This is a genomic window from Arthrobacter sp. 05T444 (assembly GCF_056395905.1).
In genome coordinates, this window is sequence record NZ_JBFTKK010000003.1 from 94,545 (window position 1) to 117,080 (window position 22,536).

At 61.5% G+C, this 22,536-nt stretch carries 22 protein-coding genes and 1 tRNA gene; 7 read left to right on the forward strand and 16 right to left on the reverse strand.

Annotated features, from left to right (window positions below):
- Nucleotides 1-249: 249 nt before the first annotated feature.
- The 8 genes from AC1DD3_RS04610 to AC1DD3_RS04645 form a co-directional block, all read right to left on the reverse strand.
- Nucleotides 250-762 (reverse strand): single-stranded DNA-binding protein, encoded by a 513-nt coding sequence (locus AC1DD3_RS04610; protein WP_476881078.1) that lies wholly within the window; start codon nt 760-762, stop codon nt 250-252.
- Between the two features lie 62 nt (nt 763-824).
- Nucleotides 825-1,880 (reverse strand): ArdC-like ssDNA-binding domain-containing protein, encoded by a 1,056-nt coding sequence (locus AC1DD3_RS04615; protein ID WP_476881079.1) that lies wholly within the window; start codon nt 1,878-1,880, stop codon nt 825-827.
- 196 nt (nt 1,881-2,076) lie between these two features.
- On the reverse strand, nt 2,077-2,586 hold the full coding sequence (locus AC1DD3_RS04620; protein ID WP_476881080.1) for a hypothetical protein: 510 nt from the start codon (nt 2,584-2,586) through the stop codon (nt 2,077-2,079).
- On the reverse strand, nt 2,573-4,393 hold the full coding sequence (locus tag AC1DD3_RS04625) for a type IV secretory system conjugative DNA transfer family protein (RefSeq protein WP_476881081.1): 1,821 nt from the start codon (nt 4,391-4,393) through the stop codon (nt 2,573-2,575). Before AC1DD3_RS04625 ends, AC1DD3_RS04620 begins: the two co-directional genes overlap by 14 nt.
- The gene (locus AC1DD3_RS04630; protein WP_476881082.1) at nt 4,394-5,854 is read right to left on the reverse strand and encodes an ATP-binding protein; all 1,461 of its coding nucleotides are present in this window, start codon (nt 5,852-5,854) and stop codon (nt 4,394-4,396) included.
- On the reverse strand, nt 5,851-7,335 hold the full coding sequence (locus tag AC1DD3_RS04635) for an SCO6880 family protein (RefSeq protein WP_476881083.1): 1,485 nt from the start codon (nt 7,333-7,335) through the stop codon (nt 5,851-5,853). The genes AC1DD3_RS04630 and AC1DD3_RS04635 overlap by 4 nt, the downstream gene beginning before the upstream one ends.
- Nucleotides 7,328-8,719: a type IV secretion system protein gene (locus tag AC1DD3_RS04640; RefSeq protein ID WP_476881084.1), complete on the reverse strand. Its 1,392-nt coding sequence runs from the start codon at nt 8,717-8,719 to the stop codon at nt 7,328-7,330. The genes AC1DD3_RS04635 and AC1DD3_RS04640 overlap by 8 nt, the downstream gene beginning before the upstream one ends.
- A gap of 12 nt (nt 8,720-8,731) precedes the next feature.
- A complete protein-coding gene (locus AC1DD3_RS04645; protein WP_043480665.1) occupies nt 8,732-9,019 on the reverse strand; it encodes a hypothetical protein in 288 nt (95 codons plus the stop codon).
- Nucleotides 9,020-9,200: 181 nt separating this feature from the next.
- On the opposite strand from AC1DD3_RS04645, the gene AC1DD3_RS04650 reads away from it, so the two are divergent.
- Entirely contained in the window at nt 9,201-9,485 is a 285-nt protein-coding gene (locus AC1DD3_RS04650) for a hypothetical protein (RefSeq protein WP_476881085.1), read from the forward strand.
- Nucleotides 9,486-9,876: 391 nt separating this feature from the next.
- Here the strand turns inward: AC1DD3_RS04650 and AC1DD3_RS04655 are convergent, their stop codons facing one another.
- Nucleotides 9,877-12,027 carry a KAP family P-loop NTPase fold protein gene (locus AC1DD3_RS04655; RefSeq protein WP_476881086.1) on the reverse strand — a complete coding sequence of 717 codons (2,151 nt, stop codon included), beginning with the start codon at nt 12,025-12,027 and terminating at the stop codon, nt 9,877-9,879.
- Nucleotides 12,028-12,383: 356 nt separating this feature from the next.
- Between AC1DD3_RS04655 and AC1DD3_RS04660 the strand changes: the two genes are divergently transcribed.
- Both AC1DD3_RS04660 and AC1DD3_RS04665 read left to right on the forward strand, forming a co-directional pair.
- Complete coding sequence (locus tag AC1DD3_RS04660) at nt 12,384-13,433, forward strand: hypothetical protein (RefSeq protein ID WP_476881087.1); 1,050 nt, start codon at nt 12,384-12,386, stop codon at nt 13,431-13,433.
- Nucleotides 13,434-13,497: 64 nt separating this feature from the next.
- Nucleotides 13,498-14,001 (forward strand): hypothetical protein, encoded by a 504-nt coding sequence (locus tag AC1DD3_RS04665; RefSeq protein ID WP_476881088.1) that lies wholly within the window; start codon nt 13,498-13,500, stop codon nt 13,999-14,001.
- A 176-nt stretch (nt 14,002-14,177) separates the two neighbouring features.
- On the opposite strand, the gene AC1DD3_RS04670 is transcribed toward AC1DD3_RS04665, so the two are convergent.
- The 3 genes from AC1DD3_RS04670 to AC1DD3_RS04680 all read right to left on the reverse strand — a co-directional run bounded on the left by AC1DD3_RS04670 (nt 14,178) and on the right by AC1DD3_RS04680 (nt 16,975).
- Nucleotides 14,178-15,299 (reverse strand): C40 family peptidase, encoded by a 1,122-nt coding sequence (locus tag AC1DD3_RS04670; RefSeq protein WP_476881089.1) that lies wholly within the window; start codon nt 15,297-15,299, stop codon nt 14,178-14,180.
- Nucleotides 15,299-15,772 (reverse strand): hypothetical protein, encoded by a 474-nt coding sequence (locus AC1DD3_RS04675; RefSeq protein ID WP_476881090.1) that lies wholly within the window; start codon nt 15,770-15,772, stop codon nt 15,299-15,301. The genes AC1DD3_RS04670 and AC1DD3_RS04675 overlap by 1 nt, the downstream gene beginning before the upstream one ends.
- A gap of 300 nt (nt 15,773-16,072) precedes the next feature.
- Entirely contained in the window at nt 16,073-16,975 is a 903-nt protein-coding gene (locus AC1DD3_RS04680; RefSeq protein ID WP_476881091.1) for an RNA polymerase sigma factor, read from the reverse strand.
- Nucleotides 16,976-17,166: 191 nt separating this feature from the next.
- Between AC1DD3_RS04680 and AC1DD3_RS04685 the strand changes: the two genes are divergently transcribed.
- Entirely contained in the window at nt 17,167-17,490 is a 324-nt protein-coding gene (locus AC1DD3_RS04685) for an ArsR/SmtB family transcription factor (protein ID WP_209753282.1), read from the forward strand.
- Here AC1DD3_RS04685 and AC1DD3_RS04690 read toward each other — a convergent pair.
- Nucleotides 17,444-17,947, reverse strand: coding sequence for a hypothetical protein (locus AC1DD3_RS04690; protein ID WP_476881092.1), 504 nt, complete (start codon nt 17,945-17,947; stop codon nt 17,444-17,446). The genes AC1DD3_RS04685 and AC1DD3_RS04690 overlap by 47 nt on opposite strands.
- 242 nt (nt 17,948-18,189) lie before the next feature.
- Here AC1DD3_RS04690 and AC1DD3_RS04695 point away from each other — a divergent pair, with 242 nt between their 5' ends.
- A complete protein-coding gene (locus AC1DD3_RS04695; RefSeq protein ID WP_476881129.1) occupies nt 18,190-18,450 on the forward strand; it encodes a winged helix-turn-helix domain-containing protein in 261 nt (86 codons plus the stop codon).
- 58 nt (nt 18,451-18,508) lie between these two features.
- Entirely contained in the window at nt 18,509-18,754 is a 246-nt protein-coding gene (locus AC1DD3_RS04700; protein WP_476881093.1) for a hypothetical protein, read from the forward strand.
- An 18-nt stretch (nt 18,755-18,772) separates the two neighbouring features.
- Here AC1DD3_RS04700 and AC1DD3_RS04705 read toward each other — a convergent pair whose 3' ends face one another.
- Both AC1DD3_RS04705 and AC1DD3_RS04710 read right to left on the reverse strand, forming a co-directional pair.
- Complete coding sequence (locus AC1DD3_RS04705; RefSeq protein ID WP_476881094.1) at nt 18,773-19,903, reverse strand: tyrosine-type recombinase/integrase; 1,131 nt, start codon at nt 19,901-19,903, stop codon at nt 18,773-18,775.
- 88 nt (nt 19,904-19,991) lie between these two features.
- A tRNA-Leu gene (locus AC1DD3_RS04710) sits at nt 19,992-20,073 on the reverse strand.
- A gap of 205 nt (nt 20,074-20,278) precedes the next feature.
- Here AC1DD3_RS04710 and AC1DD3_RS04715 point away from each other — a divergent pair.
- A complete protein-coding gene (locus AC1DD3_RS04715; RefSeq protein ID WP_056625858.1) occupies nt 20,279-20,884 on the forward strand; it encodes an ANTAR domain-containing response regulator in 606 nt (201 codons plus the stop codon).
- Between the two features lie 157 nt (nt 20,885-21,041).
- On the opposite strand, the gene pyk is transcribed toward AC1DD3_RS04715, so the two are convergent.
- Complete coding sequence (pyk, locus tag AC1DD3_RS04720) at nt 21,042-22,532, reverse strand: pyruvate kinase (protein ID WP_230116645.1); 1,491 nt, start codon at nt 22,530-22,532, stop codon at nt 21,042-21,044.
- Nucleotides 22,533-22,536: the final 4 nt, after the last annotated feature.

The window sequence follows — 22,536 nt, forward strand, 5'->3', positions numbered from 1 at the left end:
GTGACCCAAAAAGCGCGTGAATTCAGTCTTTTTACGCTAGGAACGCTGCTCAGACGCCCTGTTGCGTTTCACTCGTAATGAAAAGGTCATCAGTTGATCGGGAAGATGCTCAGCCTTGGGAGCGTGTACTTTCTCGAACAAAGAAGTGGTCAAGCCACCCCGGCGCCAACCACAAGGGAAAGCGAGCTGGCGCACTCACCAACCCGCTTAGGCACCGCCTCACGCCCGCCATGCGGACGGCCCTCTGCTTCAGAAACTCATCTCACTCCCTGCCGGCACTCCGAAAGGGGGCACCACCACCGAGGTCTTGGAGGTGACGTTGTAGGCCGGCGTAGCAGCCTCCGCCGCTACCGGCGCCTCTAGACCCGCACGCACTTCAGCCTCCGGCGCAGCAACCTGCGCATGGGACATGCGCTGGTATACCGCAGTCCCGAACCGGAGATCCGGTCCAATGGTGTCGGCGACAATGCGTCGAGCTTCGCGGCGTTCGCCGTCCTTCTCGTACGAACGGAATTCCAGTTCGCCCGCAACGGTGACCGGGTCGCCCTTTCGCAGTGAACTCGCCGAGTTCTCGGCCAGCGCACGGAATGCGGAGACATTGTGGAAGACGGGTTCTCCGTCCTGCCAAGTGCCGTCCGCGCCCTGAATTCGCTGGTTGACGGCGACGCGAAGCTTAGCGTGAGCCACTCCGCTTTCGCCGACGCTGAGTTCGGGATCAGCAACCAGGTTGCCGGCGATGCTGATCGGGATTTTAGTGCCCATGGTTCTTGTCCTTTCCAAAGCCGGTGGGACTCTCCCGCCGGACAAATTGTTGCTAGTCGAGCTCACGGGCCGGCCATTACCGGTCCGTCAACCGACCGCAAAGGTTGTTCCACGCCCACATATGCCGCGGACGGACTCACATGTGGGTCCGCGTCGGCGCTGGTGATCTTGCCGCCAAATCCCGGCGGGTGTGTAATTTCGAGAATTCCCTTGCTGGCAGCAGTGACCCGTCCTAGTACTGACTTCGCAATATCCGCACGGGACGCTGGGAGCCTATGTCCGGCGTCATGAGCCATCGCGTCTTTCTCCGCGTCAATGACGGCGTCAGCCCATCCGGCGAGATAGGTCGCGGACTGAGGTCCGCGGTCGATCCCGTGGGCCTTCAGTACCGTGTAAGCCACGGATTCGGCTTCCACCTCAGCAAGTCCGCGATGATCTGCGCTGCTGCCATACAGCCTGCCGACCGCATCGTCGGGGCCATGAAGCAGCACATGCCCAAGTTCGTGTGCCAGGACAGCTGCACGCTCTTCTGGGCTGAGCCAGGCGCCCACCTGGACCCGGCGGTGGGCGAAATCCGTGAATCCGCTCGTCAGCCCGTACTGGGCGCCTGTCACGTCGACTTTGAAGCCATGGCTGCCCGCCACCGTGGTCAGAGATCCGCACAGCCCAGCTACGTCCAGCACAGATTCGGCACCGCCGCGGGGAACGAGCAGCGGCGTGCCCTGCGTTTGTGAGACGTCGAAGACTGCCTGGCCTCGCCAGCCAGTGATGACCGTCTTCTTTCCATCGTCGACGGCGCCATGGGGCACATGCTCACCCGCAGGGATCCGTTGCCGGGTACCGTCAGGAAGCGTGACCTGCTGGAGTCGGGCTGTGCGGGGAGCTATCACCCAGAGTGCATGCTCACCTCTCAGCACCGCGCGGCCGTGGCGAGCCCATTCCTTGTACCCTGCCACCAGTGTGGGCTCTTCGGTACCGCGCTGGGCCATCTGCATCTTGAGAAGAGCGACATTGCCGCCCGAGTAACGCCACAACGTTGCGGAAGCATCCAACAGCATTTGCCACTGCGACGGAGATTCGACTGCCTTTTCCAGGATCCGGTGGAGGCCATCCGTCAAGGCAGAGATACGCTCCTCGGGCGTCATGCGGGAATTGCCCGATTCACTCCGGCCCGGCGCAGCATCTGCCGCCATTGCACTCGATACGTCTTCAGATTCAGGGGCCACGACAGCCGCCCTTCATGCTTCTTGGAATCCGGCCGGGACCACCCCGGGGATACTTGTTCATGTCCTGGGGCGGGACAACAGCATGACTTCAGAATTCGTTTCCGATCTGGTGGGAACCCGCCTGCCACTCAACGAACTCGGGTGCGTCGAGCCGGAGGGTTCTCACTGCGGACTCCTTGTGCGCCTGTAGGCCGACGCACCCAGCCGTCCGGGTATGGATCCTCAACCGCTCGACGGCGTGCGGCAGCCGTTCGTGAAACGCCAACGGCCCGAACCCGGGATCGTCGCTGGCGTAGGAGGCCAGTTCCGCGCGCTGCAGAGCATAGAGTTCGGCCACAATCTCGGTGTGGCGCCACCAGCAATCCGGAACCACCGACGTCGTGAGCTGGTATGTGGCGACAAGCCAGCGGACCCAGACCGCCAAAGAACGCCACACACTACCGGCCTGCTCAGCTGTCATTTCGCGCCAACGGTATGTGACGCCGGATGCCCGGCCGGGTGGCCGGAATGCAGAGCGGAAGAGCTCGGCGGTCAGCTCGTCGTCGTCCGCTCCGGCCGACGGGATCTCAAAGCGTTCGACGTCGTCATGGCTGGCCATCGGCCGGCTCCTCAGTTGCTGCCTGTCTCAGACGGTGCCCATCAGCCAAGGTCCGTTCTAGCTCCAGTTTTGACCGACCGAGCTCGGCGGCGTCTTTTCGTTTGTGCCATTCGCGCAGATCCAACAGAATGGGCCGCGTTCTACGTCCAAGCATCAGGGCGGTGCCCGCGGGCAAGCGCCTGATCTCATGAAGTGGCAGGACCGGGCTCTCCCTGATCTGTTCGCCGTCCTGCCTGCCCTGTGCAGACCAGGAACGGGTATTAAGGGTCAGGCTCCGCTCCCCCAGCAGCCCTGCCAGCGAGCGCAGGTCACGTTCGTCGGAGCCTCCGCCGAAGATCACTTTGATGATGGCCGAATCCCAGATAGTGGCCGCCTCGTCGATTGACCAGCCAGTCCGTGCTTGGGACAGGGATTGGAGAACCACCAGCGTTGATATTCCGATGCCACCGCCGTCAGACAGAGCGATGGGCAGGCCCGGCCATGGGGCCAGGTTGGCAATCTCGTCCAGAACTAGGGACAGCGGCGGATCCAGCCTTCCTCCCTTGGCGACAAAGGCCAGTTCGCGCGCCGCGTTGTCGATGTCGTCGATCAGAGCCGAAAGATAAGGCCCCGCCGCAGCAGCTCCAGCACGCGTGCCGATCAGATACAGGGTCCCGCAGTCCCGAATAAAGCACTTAGGGTCAAATTCTTCAGACTCGTCCCGAGGGTCCAGCGCAGCGACCACCCTTGGTGACGACAGCGGCGCGACAGCTGCCGACACACCAATCCAGGAGTTGGACGTGTTCCGCGGGTCATCCTCGAGGATGCCCATGAGATCGGCCTGCCACCCCAGCGCCGCCGCCGGTTGGCTCAGGACCTCCAACGCCTCACGTGCCAAGACCGGGCTCGAGGACCAGCGCCGAAACGCGCGGACGCCCTCGCCGGACAGTGCTGCGGCATGAAGGAGGCATTGCAGGATGATCAGCGAGCGCTTCTGCCATGCAGCGTTCTCTCCCTTCATCTCCGTGTCCGCAGTGATAACGAGAGCACGGCGCGTGGCGGTATCCGGGTCCTCGCATCCGCGGACGGGGGACCAGCGAAGTGTCGAAGGCAGCCCGGACATGCCTTGCGGGTCGAACACTGTGACCGTCCTGCCGCGTGTAGCGCGGGCCTTCATCGTGACCACCAGGTTGTCGGCTCGCGTGGATGTCGTGACAACAGCCCCCGGCGCATCGAGGATGGCATTGATGACCACGTAGAGGCCCTTACCGGATCGCGGAGCACCCTGGATGACCATCGATTCTTCTGTGGAGACATGAATGGTGACACCGCGGGAACGGCCCAACGTCCAGGCCACGTCCTGGATCCGCGGTTTGGCGAGGCCTGGACGCGTGAACTTGCCGCGCTTCAGAACGGCCCTCGCTCCAAAATCCTGGAGGATCTCGGTACGGCGCGCGATGCCCTCGCGGCTCAGAATGTCCTGGCGCAGCCACCCGCCGGATTGCTTCCACCGCCTCCAGGCAAAGACAGACCCGACGGCGAGCGCAGCCGCCAGAAGGAGGACCGGGCCAACGAGCCACCAGATACTGCCGGTCCCGACGTCGCATCCCTGCGGTACGCGGACGATCCAGTCGATCCGACCGATGAGAAGTCCGACGGCGGCGGCCGGGTTGAACGGCGACGGCTGACTGCCGCCGCATCGCCAGGCCATCACGACGTTAGCTGCCCCCTGGACCAGGAAACTCAGACAGACATAACCGGCCACGGCGATAAGCCCGGCCGTGACCAACGGACTGTCGGTGCCTCGCCGCGAACTCATCTGTGGCATTCAGATCATCCTGTCGTCGGTGCCGAAGACTTCAAGCTCATCGGTCGTGACCCGGTTCGCCACAATGAAGGAACGGTTCCCGACCTTCCAGAGGCCAACGCCTTTGGGGAGGTTCTCTACGTGCTCGCATTCGGCCTCCGACAGGCCCAGGGCTTCTTTCGTCAGTCTCATCGCGTCGTGCTTTTGCCGGTAGATGATCCTGGTGTCCGCCTCGGTCAGCAGGCCGAGTGCCTTCTGCCGGTGCCCGCTGGTGCTGTCTCCGATTTCGTTGAGGTCGGCGACTTTGTGCATGATGAGCAGGTTCGCAATGCCGTAGGTGCGGGCAAGCCGCCATTGCTCGCTCATTTTGGCGAGCATGTACGGGTCGGCCAGCATGCGCCAGCCTTCGTCGTAAACCACCAGCCGTTTGCCGCCGTCGGGATTGGTGACGGCTGCCTCCAGCCAAGTGGCACCGCACGCGGCGGCCAGGGACAATGCTTGCTCCGAGGCGCCGATGAGCGCAGAAGTGTCCATCACCATCATGGGCGCATCGGCGTCGAAAGCGACCGTAGACGGGGCGTCAAACATACCTTCCAGGTCACCGGAGACTGTCCGTCTCAGGGAGTGGCTGACAGCCAATCCCCCGTCCTTGCCCACCAGCCCGATCGTTTCCTTCGACGGGTTCAACAGATGGTCCAGAACCATCGGCAGCGTCGGATTCGAGTTCTCAGCAACCGTCTCCATCAGAGCCATGTCCAGGGCAGTGTGCTCCACCGGACGGAGGGGCATGCCCTGCCGCATGAGAGAAACCAGTGCCACCAACAGGTAGCGACGGCGCTGGCGCACCACCGCCTGCCACTGAGCCTCACTCAAAGCGCTGGACCGCGGCCCCGCGTCGAGTGGGTTGACGCGGGCAGCGCGGCCGGGGCCCACGGAAATGACCTTGCCGCCAACCGCATTGGCGACGGCGACCCATTCGCCTTTGGGATCGGAGGCGACGGCGGCCTTCCGCCCCAGCGTTATGGACCTAGCCACCAGGGACTTTCCGCACATGGATTTCCCGGTCCCCACGGTTCCGATGACCACGATCGAGGGTCCGCTGATGACGCCCTTGTCATAGAGAATCCACGGATCGTAGGAAAATGCTCCCGACCCGAAGACGTCTGTGCCGATATACGTGCCTTCGTGGCCGAGCCCGGATTCTGTGAGGAACGGATAGGCCGCGGCGAAGGTCAGGGTGGACGCGCGGTGGGGTGCCGGCCGCAGGCGGTGCGGGCCACGCAGGGAGTCGGGTTCCTTGCTCCCCCAGTCTCCGCCGTGATCGGTGGTGTCCAGCCGGGTGGCGACCATCTCGCCAGCCCGGTTTAGAACAACCGCCCACGGTCGGCTGTCAGCGGCAGCCGACTGCCGCCGTCGTTCCTTCCGCTCCTTGCGGTTCACGCCCGACGGCAGGTATTCCACCGACTGGTTTGTCCTCGTCATCGCAGTCCCCGCCCGAACGGGAGCGCGCCGGCGACGAATGCGGCCCATTGCTGTCCGGCCAGCAGGCGCAATTCGACGAATGCTCCCGCGGCCGCCGACTCCAGCTCCTGCCGGTGGCGGGCCAGGTCCTCCAGGGTCCCTGCAGTAACGGTCACGTAGGCAGCGGGCCTGACGTCTCCGTGTCCTGCGACGATCTCCTCCTCGCGCTGGGCGACCTCTTCTTCCTCAGCCCGTTGCTCGCGGGTCAGCGGCCTGTCGAAGCGGGTGTTGATGCGGCGTCTGGTTTCATGGGCCTCCTGGGCGGAGCGAATGTCCCGCAGTGCCTCGGTTGTGGGCACGGCCCGAATCACCTCCGTCACGGCGTGCCGGAAGTCGCCCACATAAATCAGCGGATGGAGGAAACCTGGAAATACCTTCTGCCGTGGCCACTCAGCGATCCAGAACGTTTGATGAAAGCCGGAATCCGTTCGTACGTATGTCCAGTGCTCTTCCACGGCCATGGGCCCAGCAGACATGTTGGGCGCAACGGAGTCTCGAGCTTGGGATTCCTTCTGTTTCTTTGCCCCGCTTGCGACGGCGGCAGGATCGAAGGCGCCCCGAACGACGTCGAGGATTCCGCCCTCTGGCAGCCACTCCTCGACCTTGACGCTGTGCGTCCCCAGCGCGGTAGTCATGGCCTCGACCTCCAGCCGAAGCACCCGTTCGACGCCGAGCAGTCCCCCGCCTGATTCTCTGATCCGGCGTCGGGCCTTGGCCGTATCAACCACGACTGCGATCAGGAGATCGTGGCTCATCGTGGATCCCGCTGCCGAAATCAGATCCTCGTACGCGCGCTGACCCCAAGTGCGCTCGCTGGAGTCACCGGCCGGCTGCGGGGACGCCTTTTCGTAGAAGTCGCGCAGGGCGGTGGACGGGTAGGGAACCGTGAAGTCCTGCACTGAGATTCTTGCGAGGCTTGTCCGCTGCGCCATGCCAGCCTGTACGCGGGACCAGGCCTGCACGGCCCACGCTTTGTCGTCGCTGTCTAACAGCGCAAATGACCGGGTGCTGCAGCGAAGGACGGCTGTCGCCTCCCTGCCGCGGGCGTCCACGATGAAACACTCCCCTCGCGAGGTCCGTCGCAATTCCAGGTTCCCCAGTCCCCCTGGAAGCGCCAGCCGTCCGGCAAGGACTGCTCGTTCAGGTCGGGTTAGGAACCTTGTTTGTCCGGCCAGCGATCGGTAGAAGAACAGGAGGGCATGGCTGGCCCATACCGGATACGGAATCCGTGAATACTGCAGCAAGCCGAGGAGCATCAGTACCAGCCACAACGGTCCCGACGCGAACAAACCGACCGGTCCTTGGGATGCCGATGCCAGGCTTGCCACCACGACGCCGGCCGCGAGCAACACCAATTGGTACCACTTCAGTCCCATGAACAAGCCGCGGCGCTCGTAGCGGGGGAATTTGACTGCCTCGAGGGTGCGTGAATTTTCAGACATGGATATCACCGTCGGTTGGGGGCCGGATTACTCCTGGCGGGTGGATGGGTGGCTGGGCCGTCGGGGCGATCGGCGGCTCGCCGTTCGGTAGCTTCGACGACGACGGCTTTGGTGGCTCGCTAGGGGCTTTGCCCCCACCTCTGCTTCCCGACGCCGGTGCGCCCGGGGCTTGGCGTGGCTGTGCGCTGCTTCCCGGTGGCGAGGCCGGGCTGGCGGCCGACGTACCGGCGTCGAGCATCAATGCACTGGCATTCCCACCTGGCGCCGATGACGCCGTCGTACCCGTTGGCCGCCCCGGAAGAGGGGCGCCGGCCGGCAGTGCGCGGGTGGGAAACTGCTGACGGCTCGACTGGATTGGTCGGGTCATCGTTGAACGGGCAGCCATCCCTGCCAAGGTGAAACGGCCACCGGTATGGCGACTGATCTGCCGGGCTGTGAAGCTGGAAGTGCGGGTGAGGACGTGGCCGCCACCGGCCGTCTGTGCGGCCGCGGCCAGCTCGCCTCCGGCAAAACTCACGAGCCGCAGTGCCATCAGAGGCGCACCGCAGGCCAGTGCCATGCCCACGACGCCGGCAGCCAGCCCGGCGAATGACTTCGAGTCAGCGAAGAGCTTGATAGCAACGGCCAGTACAGTCGCGGCAAGCGGTTTGGCGAGCAGCAAGGCAACCACGATCTCGCACCACCGACGGGCCCAAGTTTTAGTTTTCTCCCACGGCATGAGCATGAGAGCGACTGGAGCAACGGCGGCGAGCACGATGAGCGCAAAAGACCGAAAGATCATCGAACACATCAGGATGAACGCCAGGATCCAGACAACGATAACTGCCATCACGGTGACGACGACCGCACCGGCGGCGCCGCCGGCGGTTCCCGGGGCCAACGACACGACGTTCCATTCCCGGCCGGAGTCCGCTGGGGCCCGTTCGAAGCCAAAGAGCCGCATGAACACCAGGTAAGGATCCGTTCCCATGGAGTCGAGCAGCGCGGAGGCTGCAGAATCGCCCACCTTGGTGAGCTGGCGGACGAGGTAAACGGCACCGGCCACCAATGGAACGGCTGCGGCGCCACCAACCAGGGCTCTCACCAGACGCCGGGGCTGTTGGCTGATCAGACCAGACAGCAGTTGGAGGATCATGGCGACGACGAGTGGCGTCATCATGATGACCACCCACCAATTCGTCAGACCTTCGACCGCCGTCCATTGAGAGTCGTCGACATCAGAGACACTGAACGCGCCCGTGATGAAGGACCAGATCCAGGACGCGGTGCCTTGGAGAATGTTCGCGAAGAACGACGTGATGGAGCCTTGGACGCCGTCGTTCGCTTGCGAGACGAGACCGCAACCGGGCGGCCACCATCCGTTCAGATCGCACTGAACCGGCATGACGGACTGGGCCTAAAATCCGAGATTGAACGCCGACTGGGACCAAAGGATGTAGCCGTTGATCCCGCCCAGTATTGCAGCCACGGGTCCTGTCCAAAGCAGGATCATGCCGCCGCCCGACGCGAGCCGCGATGACTGGCTGAGCTTGCCGGCGAGGAGCATCGCGGCCCCTACTATGGCAACTATCGCTATCACGATGAAGGCACCGACCAGGATGCCTCCGCCGATCTGCTTGAGCGATTCGAGAAAAGGGAAGTTCGTGTTTGGGGTGATGCCAGGGTCCACAGCTGCCAGAAACATCGCGCGCTCCATCTGTCGTCGTCGAGGGAATGAGGGGTTTGGGCTCACGACTTCATGGAGGTGGTGGGGCGGGGCTACATGACCTTGTGCATGGCCTGACAGATAAACCAGTTGCCACTTTGAGGCGGGGACAGGCTTGGGCGGGGGCTCTCATTCGAATATATGTTCTATAATTCTTATCGTGATCAAGCGTGGTACTCCCGACGACTCCGAGCGCATGTTTGCCAGGATTCAAGCCGAAGAGAGCCGACCGATTGATGACCCAGCTCCGATCCGAGACTTCCCGAAGTATGGCCGGCCTCTGGTCTACGTGAGCGGGATCTACGGCAAGGCTGTGGGATGGACGCACACTTACGGCCTGATTGAATGGCTGGACCCTTCAGGTAAGTACCACCTGGGCTGGGCGCACTCATCGAGCATCAAGAGGGTCACACCGGAAGAGTGGAAAGGCGCGAGCGGACTGTAGCAGTCCTCAGCGATCGACATCAGCACTCAGAAATGGTTGCGTGGGGTATCAATCTTGCCCGACGACATGTTCCGCCAGTTTTGTCGACGGGGCCATTCTGCTCTGCGTTCTGCCTTGGCAGCTTCAACAGGGAACCCCCTCCCGTCGCTGTTTTTGACTGCTGGCTGTCGGAGCATCGCATAGCTGTGCCCGACGGAGCCGGGGCAACCTAACGGCGAGCCGCGGACGGGTTGGGGGAGGAATTAAGGGACTTCGATCGAGAGGTTCCATCTTCGAACTTAGGTACCATCCTTCACGATCGAAAATATAGCCTGGCCGACTCACTGCCTACCGCAAACTCCCTGTAAATGCGTTGTCGGTAAGGAGTGGAGTTCGCCTGCCGGCAGCGTCCCTAAGCGACGCTTCCCGTTGCTCGGACTTCGTCGGCCAGACCAGGAAAATCTGCGTAGACACAAGCCACTCTTTGCGACAAGGTCGGCCGCGCTTCAAAGCGCTGGAGGAGGCCTGGGGCGTCGGATCCTTCTCCTGCGTCCTTCAACGCAGCTGCAGCCCTTTCAAAACCAAGAAGTTGTTCTATCAACTCCGCGGATAGATGATGCCGGTCAAGCATCCAGGTGCCGTCACTGCTGTGGCCGATGGGGACCAGCAGTGCGACAAAGGTGGCAGCCTGCCAGCCTTTGTCCCCGTCGATGAGCTCCCAGAGTAATCGCGTAGCCCGGGAAGGATCGGTGAATTCCCTCAGTGCCCAGAGACAGCGCAGGGTCCGTTCGATTTCATCTTCAGGTCCTCTGGGGTCGAGACCGCGTAGCTGTGCCTCTATCGCATCGGCAGCGTTTGATTTTGCCTTTGCCAACCATTCGGGAACAGCTTCTTCCCGTTCCGGCCTTCCAAGATCTCGGACGATGTCTGAGACAAAGGCAAGACCCGAGGAAGTGACGCTGCATTGATTCAGGAGATCAGTGGCAAGGTCTGCTTCAAGCCCCGAAAGGAGGTAACGTCCCAAAGTGAGCAGTTCGAAGGACGGTGGACCGGCTTGTATTCCCGAGCCCTCCTTACCGATCACGTCGTACTGCCGAGCAAGCATAAGCACCAAGGGGCCAGTAGGGAGATCCTTGTGATCGTGACGCATTATCTTTTGGACCACCATGCTGGCGTTCTCAGCCAGGAACTTTTCGACCTCCTCCGACGCGTCGCCGGATTCCCCTTCTCCAAGCTGACGCAGCGCTTCCGCGACCTTGCTGTTAGGCAGATCGTCCCGGGGAACCCCGGCCTGAGTAAACCTGTAGAAATAGTCCTGATGCCCAACACCACACCGTCTTCCGATGTCGGTCCGCGCTTCGGCTCCGTATGACGTCTTATTCTTCGCGCTTCGCAACGGCAGGAAGAGCTTCGCCAACAGATTCAGAAGTTTGTGGGGGTGGACGGCCTCCAAATCCGTCATGTACCCGCTCCAGCGAGCCCATTTCTCCTCGTGACTTTCCTTTACCAGCGGGTCCCACTCTGAATACTGGCCCAAAAGTTCCGCGTCATGTTCCTCAATCAGCGCGAACACGGCGGGTTCGAATGTTCGGATGAACGTCATCGCTACAAAATCTGGAAAGTCAACTTCACCGCTCAGCTCAGCCCAGGCGGCATCTACCTGCGTAAAAAGTCGCTTTACCGCTCGTGGTTGGGCCAGGTAACTCCGCATGCATTCCCACCACATGGAAGAGAAACGTTCCGACTCGGAGGGCAGCAGTTCGAACCCATGGTTCTTCTGTACCTCGGCCAAGACGAGATTCAGCAACTCCAATTGTTCGCCGCTCAGCATAGTCGGAATATCCAAGCGAAGCTGAATCATTTTTTCCAGATAAGCCCTGGCTCTTCCACTGTCGTTGTCCACAAGTCCGGTACGTCTGAGAACATCGATCAGGGTCGCCTCGTCGTAGCAAAGCAGGTAGTACACGTTGGGAAGCCGCCCCAACATGCGGACGAGCTTGAAAGTGGTCAGCAGCTCATCGGGCCCGAGGCGGTCCAGATCGTCTATGAGCATGAGGACCGGATGCTTGAGGGCTCGGAGGTCTTCGGCTACCTTTGCCCGAAGTTGCTCCGGGCTCGCGTCGCCAGAAACAAGCTTGCCTAACCCGTCAATAATGCCGGCGGCGTCAACACCCGCAAGTGACCCTAAGCTCCCTAGTGGAGAAATGCTGGAAATCCACGAGCCAACCTTTTTGCGCGTCCCCTTCTCCTGTAGTTCTTCAGGCAGTGCCGAGTTCAGCTCCGAAAAGAACCCGGGGATTGCACTGTCCAGGGACGAATATGACCAAGGGTTGTACCGGGCTGTTTGCCATTTCCCCTCTTTCTGCAAGGTTCGTTCGACGGCGTTGAGAACTGTTGACTTACCACTGCCCCACGGCCCCACGAGAGCAACCACCGCACTATCTGTTCGGTTGTTCATCAGCGCCAAAGACCGAACCAGGCGCGCTACCAGGTCACCGCGGTCGCGGCCTGCATCTGAACCAACGAGAGGGTCATCACCGTACAGCGCGGAGGATTCGTCCATTACCTGACTTTCAAGTCGAATTCGTACGTCGGCAACCACTTTGGCGGAGGTTGGACAGACCGTTGAACGGCGAAACCGTGTGCAGGCGACCGCTGGCCTCAGATTAGGATAATGGCTGCCGGGATGACCGTGTACAGGAAAGAACCCCGAGGGCACAGTGACGTTAGCGACCAAGCCTTTCGCGAAGGATTGTAAGGGCCGAGGCGAAACAGTATGCCTCACAGGGAGGATACACGCGGGTATCTGGCAAGATAGGCAAGTAGTTATCTCCTCCTCACCTATTGCTTCGCTTGGCTTGCTCCCGCGGGAATATGGAACGCGGGGACGAGACCGCGCGCAAGAGACTGGGGACCTTCATGACAACCTATGGATTTCGGCTGTTCTCTGTCGCCCTCCATGAAGGGCGGAGTCAGAAGACGTATCCATTTATTGATCCGAAGCGGCGCGAACAGGGCGATTACCGGGCCTTTCTGGAACGAGTGCTCCCCAGTCACCGGGATCTTGTCCATCGCGGCTTCCCTCATTACGCCGACGCCATCGAAGAGGACGGCGAACTAACCGACCGAACTAAGCCTCTGTTCAAACTACTTTCGTTCCAACGAAAAGGCGACCATTTGCTTATCAGCGTGGAACACGGACGTCGTTCAGGTCACAAGAATGCCCTAGCCGATCCGGACGACATTGATGAGGCTGACCTGGACATCTCCAACCATTACCCGGCACGCACCTACCGAGCAGCCCTCCTGTTCCCCACGGCAGGGGATGCCGGGGTGCTCGCCGTGGAGACGATCAGCCGTGCCTGCCCCCAAGCGGCAATCGTCAAGTACCTGTCCAAATGGGCTAAGGACGACGCGGACTACAGGATGGGACAGGAAGAGTTCACGTATTTCCCATGGTGGCGGCTGACAGCAAAGATGGTTGGGGACGATGAAACCCGTCGGCGCTTTGTAACGAACGGTGCCGTAGAGTCCATTCGACTGACGCGGTATGCCGTCACGGCCGACCGCAAAAGGCTTTCGGAAGAGTTCGAACTCACGTCGAAAATCTCCGGCCCTGATCAGCAGCAGGACCTCAAAGCGCGCGTTGGGTCGTGGTTCAGTCGGAAGCAGCACGGAGAATCCGTCGCAGCCGCAGATGCCGCGAAGGAAGTCGCTGCTATTGTCAGCCAAGACGTAAGTGGTATCGAATTCGACGACGTCGATGTCGTCATCAAGGATCCGGAGACAGGTCAGAAAAAGACTGTCGGCCCGGACGCCTTCTCCGACGTTTTTGTCTATCCCGTAGGTTACGATTCGGAGCCAGAAGACGATGAACTGTGGGCGGCTGTGCGGTCTCGGGTTACAAAGCTGCAGCGGAACCTAAAGACGCAGTTCGAATGGGACGGCTGGCCTCAAGCGAAGGGATGAGAAGGTGTCTCGTTTTTCAATCCTTCCCATCTTCCGGGGCCACTGGCGTGGGCTAACGAACGATATGGCTGATGGAACAACTGCTCCCGACTGGCCTGTCCGAATAACGCTCGTAGCGGTAGCAGCGGCTGTTCTGGTCTGCAGCTATATCTTGGGCTGGCAGATTGCCTCACCGTCCGCCACGCTGTCAGCGATGGCTCTCCTCTCGGCGGGATTGCTGGGGGTGTTCACCCAGCTGTCATCCCTCCGCATTCGGTTAACGGACAGACCCGATGAAGCGTGGTTGGACGTCGAGCGGGATGGGATCGATGAAGCTGTTGCCCACGTCCTGTTTGCCTTTCTCCTCTGCATCTCTAGTGGTGCGTTGCTGGTGATTGGTATGAACCTGGTCGCGTGGTACCGGCCGGGCACCCCGGAACTCGATCGATGGTGGTCAGGCCCAGTGCTGGCGATAGGCGCCTACATCGTGATGACTTTCCTGATTCTCGTACCGAAACTTTATGCCGCGTATACAGAAATGAACTCTGTGCGAAATGAGCTCAACGGCTTTCATCGCCGAAGAAGATGAAAGACCAGATCAGGCTCAACTCGCTCGGCGGTTATAAATTCCTTGCTCTTACGCCAACGCAAGGTGCCCACTTGTATTTGGCTTAGCCTGCTGGCCCCTTCTGATACACATTTTTAGGGCATACTCCGGGAGAACTAGACAGCAGGCGGTGGTGAGGGTCGGCGGCGCCGCAGCTTCTACCGGTACGTTAGTAGGTCGAAATATGCCGTATCTGAATTCCAGGCGATCGGATGCAGCAGGGTCCCCACAGAAGGGTTGAGCGCGCTGTACATCATCCCGTCGCCGGCGTAGATCCCAACATGGCCCCAGGTGTCCGGCCCCTGCGCGTTCTGCACCACCAAGTCTCCTGGCTGCGGATTGTCCGTCCGCTTACCGACCCTCCATTGCTCCACCCTCGGGAGGTTGATTCCGGCTTGCCGGTAGATCCACTGGACAAAGCCAGAGCAGTCCCACGCTTTGAAGGCCGTCCCGCCCCACACATAGGACCCGCCGAGGCCGGCTTGGGTAAACCGCAGGATATCCTTTCGGATTTGGCTTAGGTCTGCCGACGGCGCTGTCGGCGCTGAGACGGGCGGCGTATCGACGCAAGGAGCAGGTGCCGTCCCGCCGTCGAGCGCATCAACGATGGCCGATGCGTCCGGCTCCCATCGCGCGTACAGCTCAGGAAACGCCGAGACCTGGACAGCCTGGGCAGCCTGGCCCTTGGTCATGGATTGCCATCCGGGAATGTCCAGCAGTCCGCGAGGGCTTCCCTTGTTGGGACCAGACGGTCCGCCATAGAAGGCCCGCACGTTATAGATGGGATCCATCAGTTCTTCGACACTCCCCCAGCCGGCAGCCGGACGTTGCTGCGCGGTGCCAAGGGAGTCGTGGTCACTTCCAACGCCGTCGTGCGGGAAGCTGAGTGATCCGGGGACGTTCACGTTCGCCAGCATTCTGAGACTGGATTCCTGAAGAGCCATCATGATTGCGATGATCTGGCCATCACGTGGCACGCCCAACTGCATGCCGACTGAAACATAACCCTTTGCAAGGTCCATTTGCCGAGCTGTCAGGTTGACGGGCGCCTGGTTGGGAGCGCCGATGTCCAAGACAGCACGCTCGTTGGCGTCCGGCTGACCGCTCGAACCGGCCGACGCGCAGACAGATGAGTCGCTCATCGCGTTGGCGCCGAGCACCGAAACTGCCGCGCAGAGCGCAAAGGCGCCCGCCAGGACCGCCGTCGTAACCGCGGCAAGCAAAGCCCGCACGATCGTGCGACGCCTTGCCACTGCGGCAATCACCGCCGGAGCCGCCATTAGTAGACGATCCTGTTCGGCGCGGCATAAAAGCCGACCATGACGCAATGGTCCGCCGGTGCTGTCGAAGCTGGCGGACAGTTGACCATGACGCTGACTGGGGCCGCATACGTGTTGCGGACTGAAATTGACTGGTCCAACACGCGGAGAGAGACGGTGCACACGTGGAGTCCCGCCCACGGTGCCGGTCGCTCTCGCACCTTAGCAAGCTCGCTGTCACACATCATGGATTCCACCGTTGCCGAACGGATCGCCTGCTGCCCGGCCAGATACTGATAGGTTCCGGCATTGATCCCAGTCGCCTCGAACTCCTGGACGAACACAGCCAGGGGATTGGACCCGTCCGGGAGCACATGCCACCAGTTGCGGAGCCCGGAGTACACCTCGGAGTACGACGCCTTCCGCGTGTCCCATGTGTAAATCGCTGTGGCCGCCGCCGAAGCCAGCCTTCGGAAGTCAGTCGTGCGGGGCACACCATAGGTGGCGGGTCCTGCGACGGCGGGAGGCGTCGTCGAAGTCTTCGACTGCGGCCCACCGGAGGGAGCCGCCGACACTTGGGGAGCCGGCCCCCTCGACGATGCTGGATCCGGCTCAGGTGCGGGCCCCGGGGTTGGCCGCGTCAAAGCGAACAACACGGTCGCCACACTCAAGACTACGAACGCTACGAGCAACCATCGCCGTCGGCGGCTCAAGCCAGGCAATGCAATTCTCCGGGTCAACGACATTCCAGCCTCCTCGCCAGTTCATTGCAAATGAGCGGCTGAGGACATGACTTAGCGTGCAGGTCGCCTTGCACTCTGGAGAATCCGCCAGGCCGTTTGATACAGACGCCGGGCGAATCCAATCTGCACGGCAACATAGCGCTCCGTAACGCCGAGTTCAGCGGCCAACGCCGCCAATGCCCTGGCGCGGTCCGGCCCGCTAACACCCGTACGAACGATGGTTTCCGCAGTTCGACGGAGTACCGGAGTGGGCAAGCATTCTGCCGCACGCTGGCACACGTCCCCGATGTTGCGGATCTCCTGCGGCTCAACCTCCAGCGCGCTTTGAACAGTCCTTGCCGTCTGGCGCACCACCGTCGCCGCATGCCAGCGGCGCCGGTCCTGCGGCGAAGGCGGACCGAACTGGCGTGGCCCGGTCAGGCTGTCAACGGCAAGTTCCCAAACGTCGTCCGGCACACTTGCCCCGGTCAGTTGGATAATTTTTCGCGCCCATTCCTTGTCGATGATTTTCTCAGCACTGCGATCCACACCGCCGACAACTAGCATCGCCAGAGCATCGAGCGACGCCGATCCGTCCGGATCTCCGGCTTCAATCAGCAACGGCAGAGTCGGATGGCTCAGCTCGCGGCGGATGTGCGCGGCGCACACGTTGATGCACACTCCTTGGACCCAGGCACCGAAAGGGACTCCCGGAAGCTGGCGATATTGTCCTCGGTTCACTCCATCCCACACCGCAACCCGGATGTCCTGCATAACGTCGTCCACGTCGCAGGCCCTGCCGAGCCGGGACAGATGCGAAATGACATATCGGCGCACACCGTCAACGGCGACCATGATCTGATCCACCGGGACTGCCAGCACTGCCGGCGCTGGTGGTGTGCGCAGGGAAACATCAACGGTAACTGCATTTGGTTCGTCATGTTGGGCCTGATTTGCTCTGGCTTCGACTCGCATTGGTCTTCACCGCTTCGACTAAACGCTTCCGATAAGTCCGGTGACGGCATGCCCGACACCTCAAGAATGGCCGCTAAACCAGGGCCGACCACGAATGCAATAAGGCTATGCAAACTATTCTCAAGGATAATTAAAGTATCGTCAAGACGACGAGTCTTACTTTTCTTCGAACTGTAGATAAGAATGGTTCCATGCCAAGGATTACGCAGCCTCATGACGACGCCTGGTCGGCCGACGTCGAGGCCGCCGTCGCGACCTTTGGCAACCGATCACGGAACGAGATCCTCCGCTACCTGTCGGCGCACGGCCCCGCTTCCCGTGGGGACATTGCGGCATCTGTCAGCGCCGGCGAACCGAGCGTAGCCAAGCACCTGCTCGCACTGGAGGAATCGGGCGCAATCCTAGTCGACGTGGAACCAGGCCGTCGTCACGGCCGCTCGCCGCGCTATTCAGCCAACCCGGAACGGATCAAGGAGCTACTGGCGGCTCATCTTGAATATCTTCTGGAGGGCTAGCCGCCGCCCGCTCCCCACCAGGGTGCCGACCAATATCCTTGTTGAGATACTCAGAGATGGCCTGCAACGTCTCCGGTGATACGTCCCCAAGAGTTCGTGCGGCGAAGGTCTTCACGCGAGCCGCACGCAGGGACTTAACGAACTCAAGCTGCGAATCGATTCGCTCCGGCAAGGTAGAGTCATCGCCAACCAGATAGGACGGGTCAACCTTGAAGATGTCGCAGAGGCCAGCCAGCAACACAGGATCGCTGACCAGACGGCCAGTCCCCTCTTTCATGTAGAACCATCGTGCCCGCGACAGCTTGATGCCCCTGCCGGCAAGGTCCGCTTGAACTTCCCTGAACGTGACCGGCTTCCCTCGTTCGGCAACAACTACATCGAGCAGCAGATTCAGTCGACGGGCAAGCTGGGCCTGAGGCGACAGCCCCTCACCATGCCCTGCCTCGTCAATCCGCATAACCGCCCCCTGATCAGCAACGTCAACACCGGTGGCCCCGCCAGCTACCTTCGGCCCACCTACGCTCAGTATTCCGCGTGTCCTACGGCACGGCAATCAGGGCCCCCGCGCCTTGGAAGATTCATGGGCAGAAAAAGGCCCTTCCATCATGACCACTGGAGGGGTAACCTGCTCCTGTAGACCCGTCTACAGCAACGCACTCATTCATTCCTTAGGTTCCGGTCTCAATGTCGAACATCCTGATGAACCGAACGCGAAGCCAAATAGTCCGCTTCTTACTCAAGAACGGCCCATCAACGTGCAGCGAAATCGGAGCCGGGCTCCAGGCATCGGCGTCGACCATCCGCCGGCAGCTCAACTTCCTTGGAAACGCCGGTCTCGTCCAACGAGCCTCGAGCCAGTTCACGGCTTCTCCGGAGAACGTGCAGCGCCAGACCGATGACTTTGCAGCGACTTTCCATCGCCCGGTCATGCAGCCGGATGGCCTTGCTCCAATGAACTAGGGCAGGACTCAGCACCGAGCTCCGGCCGCAGCAAAATCACGAAAGGATCGAGGAAGCCATGAAACTCGAATTCTTCGAACCGGCCGAGGCCGCCACGGTCCTCAAGTGCTCAGAGGCATGGCTCCGTGAAGGGGCCGCCAAGGGAGAGTTCCCGCATTCCGTCTGGGGCAAGGGAAAGATCGTCTTTACGTCTGTCCACTTGAAGGAAATTGCCCAGCTGCGCGAAGTCCGGTCAACGAGTACGTCACCGGCCTCCGTCCGAATGATCGGTACCCGGGCCCAGGCGCGACAGAAATACTCCTAGTGTGAGCGAGTGCCGCCGCTAGCCACGCCAGACAACAGCGGAACGCTCGACGGCGTCCGCAGCATCTTGCAGGGCCTGAGGCATCAGGTGGCCGTATACCTCTTCCGTCGTGCGGGTGGAAGCGTGCCCCAGCCGCCTGGACACGGTGAAGAGGGAAACGCCGTCCTGGATCAGCCACGACGCGTGGGTATGGCGCAAATCGTGAATCCGGGGTGACTTGGTCAGCCCACGGGCTTGCGCCGCCTTCACTGCCGGAACCCAGTAGTGATGCCAATACAGCTTGTGAATGATCCGCTCACCCTTAGGGGTGGTGAACAAGAGATCCGAACCGGGCCTGCTGGCCACCAAGGGAATGAGCACCTCCACCAAATGAGGGTTCAGGGAAACCGTCCTCTTGCCGGCACCCGTCTTGGTGGCGCCGATGTAGTACTCGGAATCAGTACCGCGCTTCCATGCCTTATTGATCCGAATTGTGGCGGGCTTGGACATGAGGTCCACGTCTGCCACAGTCACGGCAGTGGCCTCGCCAAAGCGCGTGCCGGTCATAACCAGGAACTCGGTGAACGCCCTGTACCGGTCCCCCATCGTCTCGAGGATCATCCCAAATTCGGCGTGTGTCAGGAACCGGGCTTCATCCTCTGCCTTCTCACCTGACGGGAGCTTTACGCCGCGGCAAGGATTATCTTTCCGGTAGCGGAGCATAACCGCTGTCTCCATGGCCGCATAGATGAGGCCGTGGTTGTTCTTGATCGTTTTCGGAGACCTGCCCTTCTTCTGCATCGTCTTGATCCAGTAGGTCAGGTGCCGGTAGTCGAGCTTGTCGACAGGAATATGACCGATGACGTCCGCGATGTGAAGCTTCAGCATCGTTTGGTACGTGCGAACTGTGCCGACGGACGGGCGAACCAGAAGGTCGATGTGCTCTTGGATCACCGCAGCAACCGTGGGTTTCTTGGTCTGGTTCTTGACCATCGCATGTTGTGCGATTTCGAAGGACTGATTGTTCGCGTCAAGGAGGCGTTTCAGCGTCTGGGCTTCGGCTGCCGTGGCGAGGGTTATCCCCTCTTGCTTCTTCGTTTCGGGGTTACGCCAGCGGACGGTGAACGACGTGGATCCGTTCGATTTTTTCCGCTCCCAAATGCTGGCCATGCCCAAAATTCTAGGCTTCGTGTGCACAAAAAACGAGCTTTTGTGCACACTACGGGGGTTAAAACCCCGCTGACCTGCGGAAACACTGTGCCCGAGGTGGGACTCGAACCCACACACCTTTCGATACCGCATTTTGAGTGCGGCGCGTCTGCCAATTCCGCCACTCGGGCGCGGAGTACACGGAGTAACAATCGTAGGCCCACAGCGTGTTGTGAGCAACGCAGCCACTTCCAGTGCGCGGATTTACTCTACATGCAGATAGGCTGAATTCCAGAATCGCGCCAGTGCCGCCGCAACAAGCCATGCAGATCCAAGTACAAACCCGGGCGCAACTAAGATAGTCATGTTCCCGCCGTACCTTTTCAAGGAGATCCCGTGTCAGAACCGACGGAGTCAAACACCACGTCCCAGCCGGCGCGCCGCGTAATTGTCGCCGAAGACGAAACCCTCATCCGCCTGGACATCATCGAGATCCTGCGCGGCGAGGGCTACGACGTCATTGGCGAGGCCGACAACGGCGAGAAGGCCGTGCAGCTGGCCGAGGAGCTCAAGCCCGACCTCGTCCTCATGGACGTCAAGATGCCCGTCATGGACGGCATCACCGCAGCCGAGAAGATCGTCAAGGCTCGCATCGCCCCCGTGGTGCTGCTGACCGCCTTCAGCCAGAAGGAACTCGTGGAGCGCGCCCGCGACGCCGGCGCTATGGCTTACGTGGTCAAGCCCTTCACGCCGGCCGACCTCATCCCCGCCCTGGAGATCGCCCTCTCCCGCCACGAGGAGATCAAGGCCCTCGAAAACGAGGTCACGGACCTCCAGGAGCAGTTTGCCACCCGCAAGCTCGTGGAGCGCGCCAAGAGCCTTCTCACCACCAAGATGGGCCTGACGGAGCCGGAAGCCTTCCGCTGGATCCAGAAAACCTCCATGGACCGCCGCCTGAGCATGCGCGAAGTGGCCGAGACCATCATCAACCAGGTCAACTAACACCGAGACCAAGCAACCAAGGAGGGTCCCCGCCAATCGGCAGGGACCCTCCTTTTGTTCCCAGAAGAACCTTTTCGTTCTCAACGAAAAAGGGAGGGTCCGCGCCCAACGGCGGGGACCCTCCCTTTTGGTCTCAGCTACCCAGCAGGACCTGGAACTAGCTCTTCTTCTTCTTTTCCGGCCAGGGGCCGAGCTTCTCGCGGTTGGTCGTCCCCTCGCCCAGGCGTGAGGTGTCGGCGAGGTCGCCCACCTTGTGGACCTTCAGCGAGTTGGTGGAACCGGCCTTTCCGGGAGGGGAACCGGCAGCGATGACCACAAGGTCACCATCTTCCACGAGCTCCATGTCCAGCAGGCTGCGGTCAACCTGTGCCGTCATTTCATCCGTGTGGCCCACCATGGCCACCAGCACCGGCTGGATGCCCCAGGTCAGCGCCAGCTGGTTCCACACGTGCTCCACCGGAGTGAACGCGAAGACCGGCTTGATCGGGCGGAGGCGGGACAGGCGGCGTGCGGAGTCACCAGACTGGGTGAAAGTACAGATGTACTTGGCGTCCAGCTGATCGGCGATTTCGACGGCGGCACGGGTGATGGCGCCACCGCGGGTCTTGGGCTTGGTGCCCAGCGGGGGGACGCGCTCCAGGCCGTGCTCCTCGGTGGACTCGATGATCCGTGCCATGACCTTGACGGTCTCGATCGGGTACTTGCCCACGCTGGTCTCACCGGAGAGCATGACCGCATCGGCGCCGTCGAGCACCGCGTTGGCGCAGTCGGAAGCCTCAGCGCGGGTGGGGCGCGGGTTGTCGATCATGGACTCGAGGACCTGCGTGGCCACGATGACCGGCTTGGCCCAGCGCCGTGCCAGTTCGATGGCGCGCTTCTGAACGATCGGCACTTCCTCCAGCGGAAGCTCCACGCCAAGGTCGCCACGGGCCACCATGATGGCGTCGAACGCGTCGATGATTTCGTGGAGCTGCTCCACGGCCTGCGGCTTCTCGATCTTGGCGATCACCGGAACGCGGCGGCCTTCTTCGTCCATGATCTCGTGGACGCGCTTGATGTCCGTGGCGTCACGCACGAAGGACAGGGCAACCATGTCCACGCCGCGGCGCATCGCCCAGCGCAGGTCGTCCTCGTCCTTCACGCTCAGCGCGGGGACGTTGACGGCAACGCCCGGCAGGTTGATGCCCTTGTTGTTGGACACCATGCCGCCCACGGTCACCTGGGCGACAACCTTGACGTTGTCCACTTCGATGGCGCGCAGCGCGACCTTGCCGTCATCGATCAGCAGCGCGTCGCCCACGTTGACGTCCTCGGTGAGGCTCTTCAGCGTGGTGGAGCAGATGTCCTTGGTGCCGGGCACGTCCTCGGTGGTGATCGTGAAGATATCACCGACAGCCAGCTCATGGGGGCCGTCCACAAAGCGGCCGAGACGGATCTTCGGTCCCTGGAGGTCGGCCATGATGGCAACGGCCTTGCCGAGATCCGCCGCAGCCTTACGGACGTTCTCGTAGGTGTTGTCATGCACGGAGTAATCGCCGTGGCTCATGTTCATCCGGGCTACGTCAACGCCGGCTTCCAGCACCGCGAGGGTGTTTTCATAGCTGGCAATCGCCGGTCCGAATGTGGCCACAATCTTTGCGCGTCTCATATAC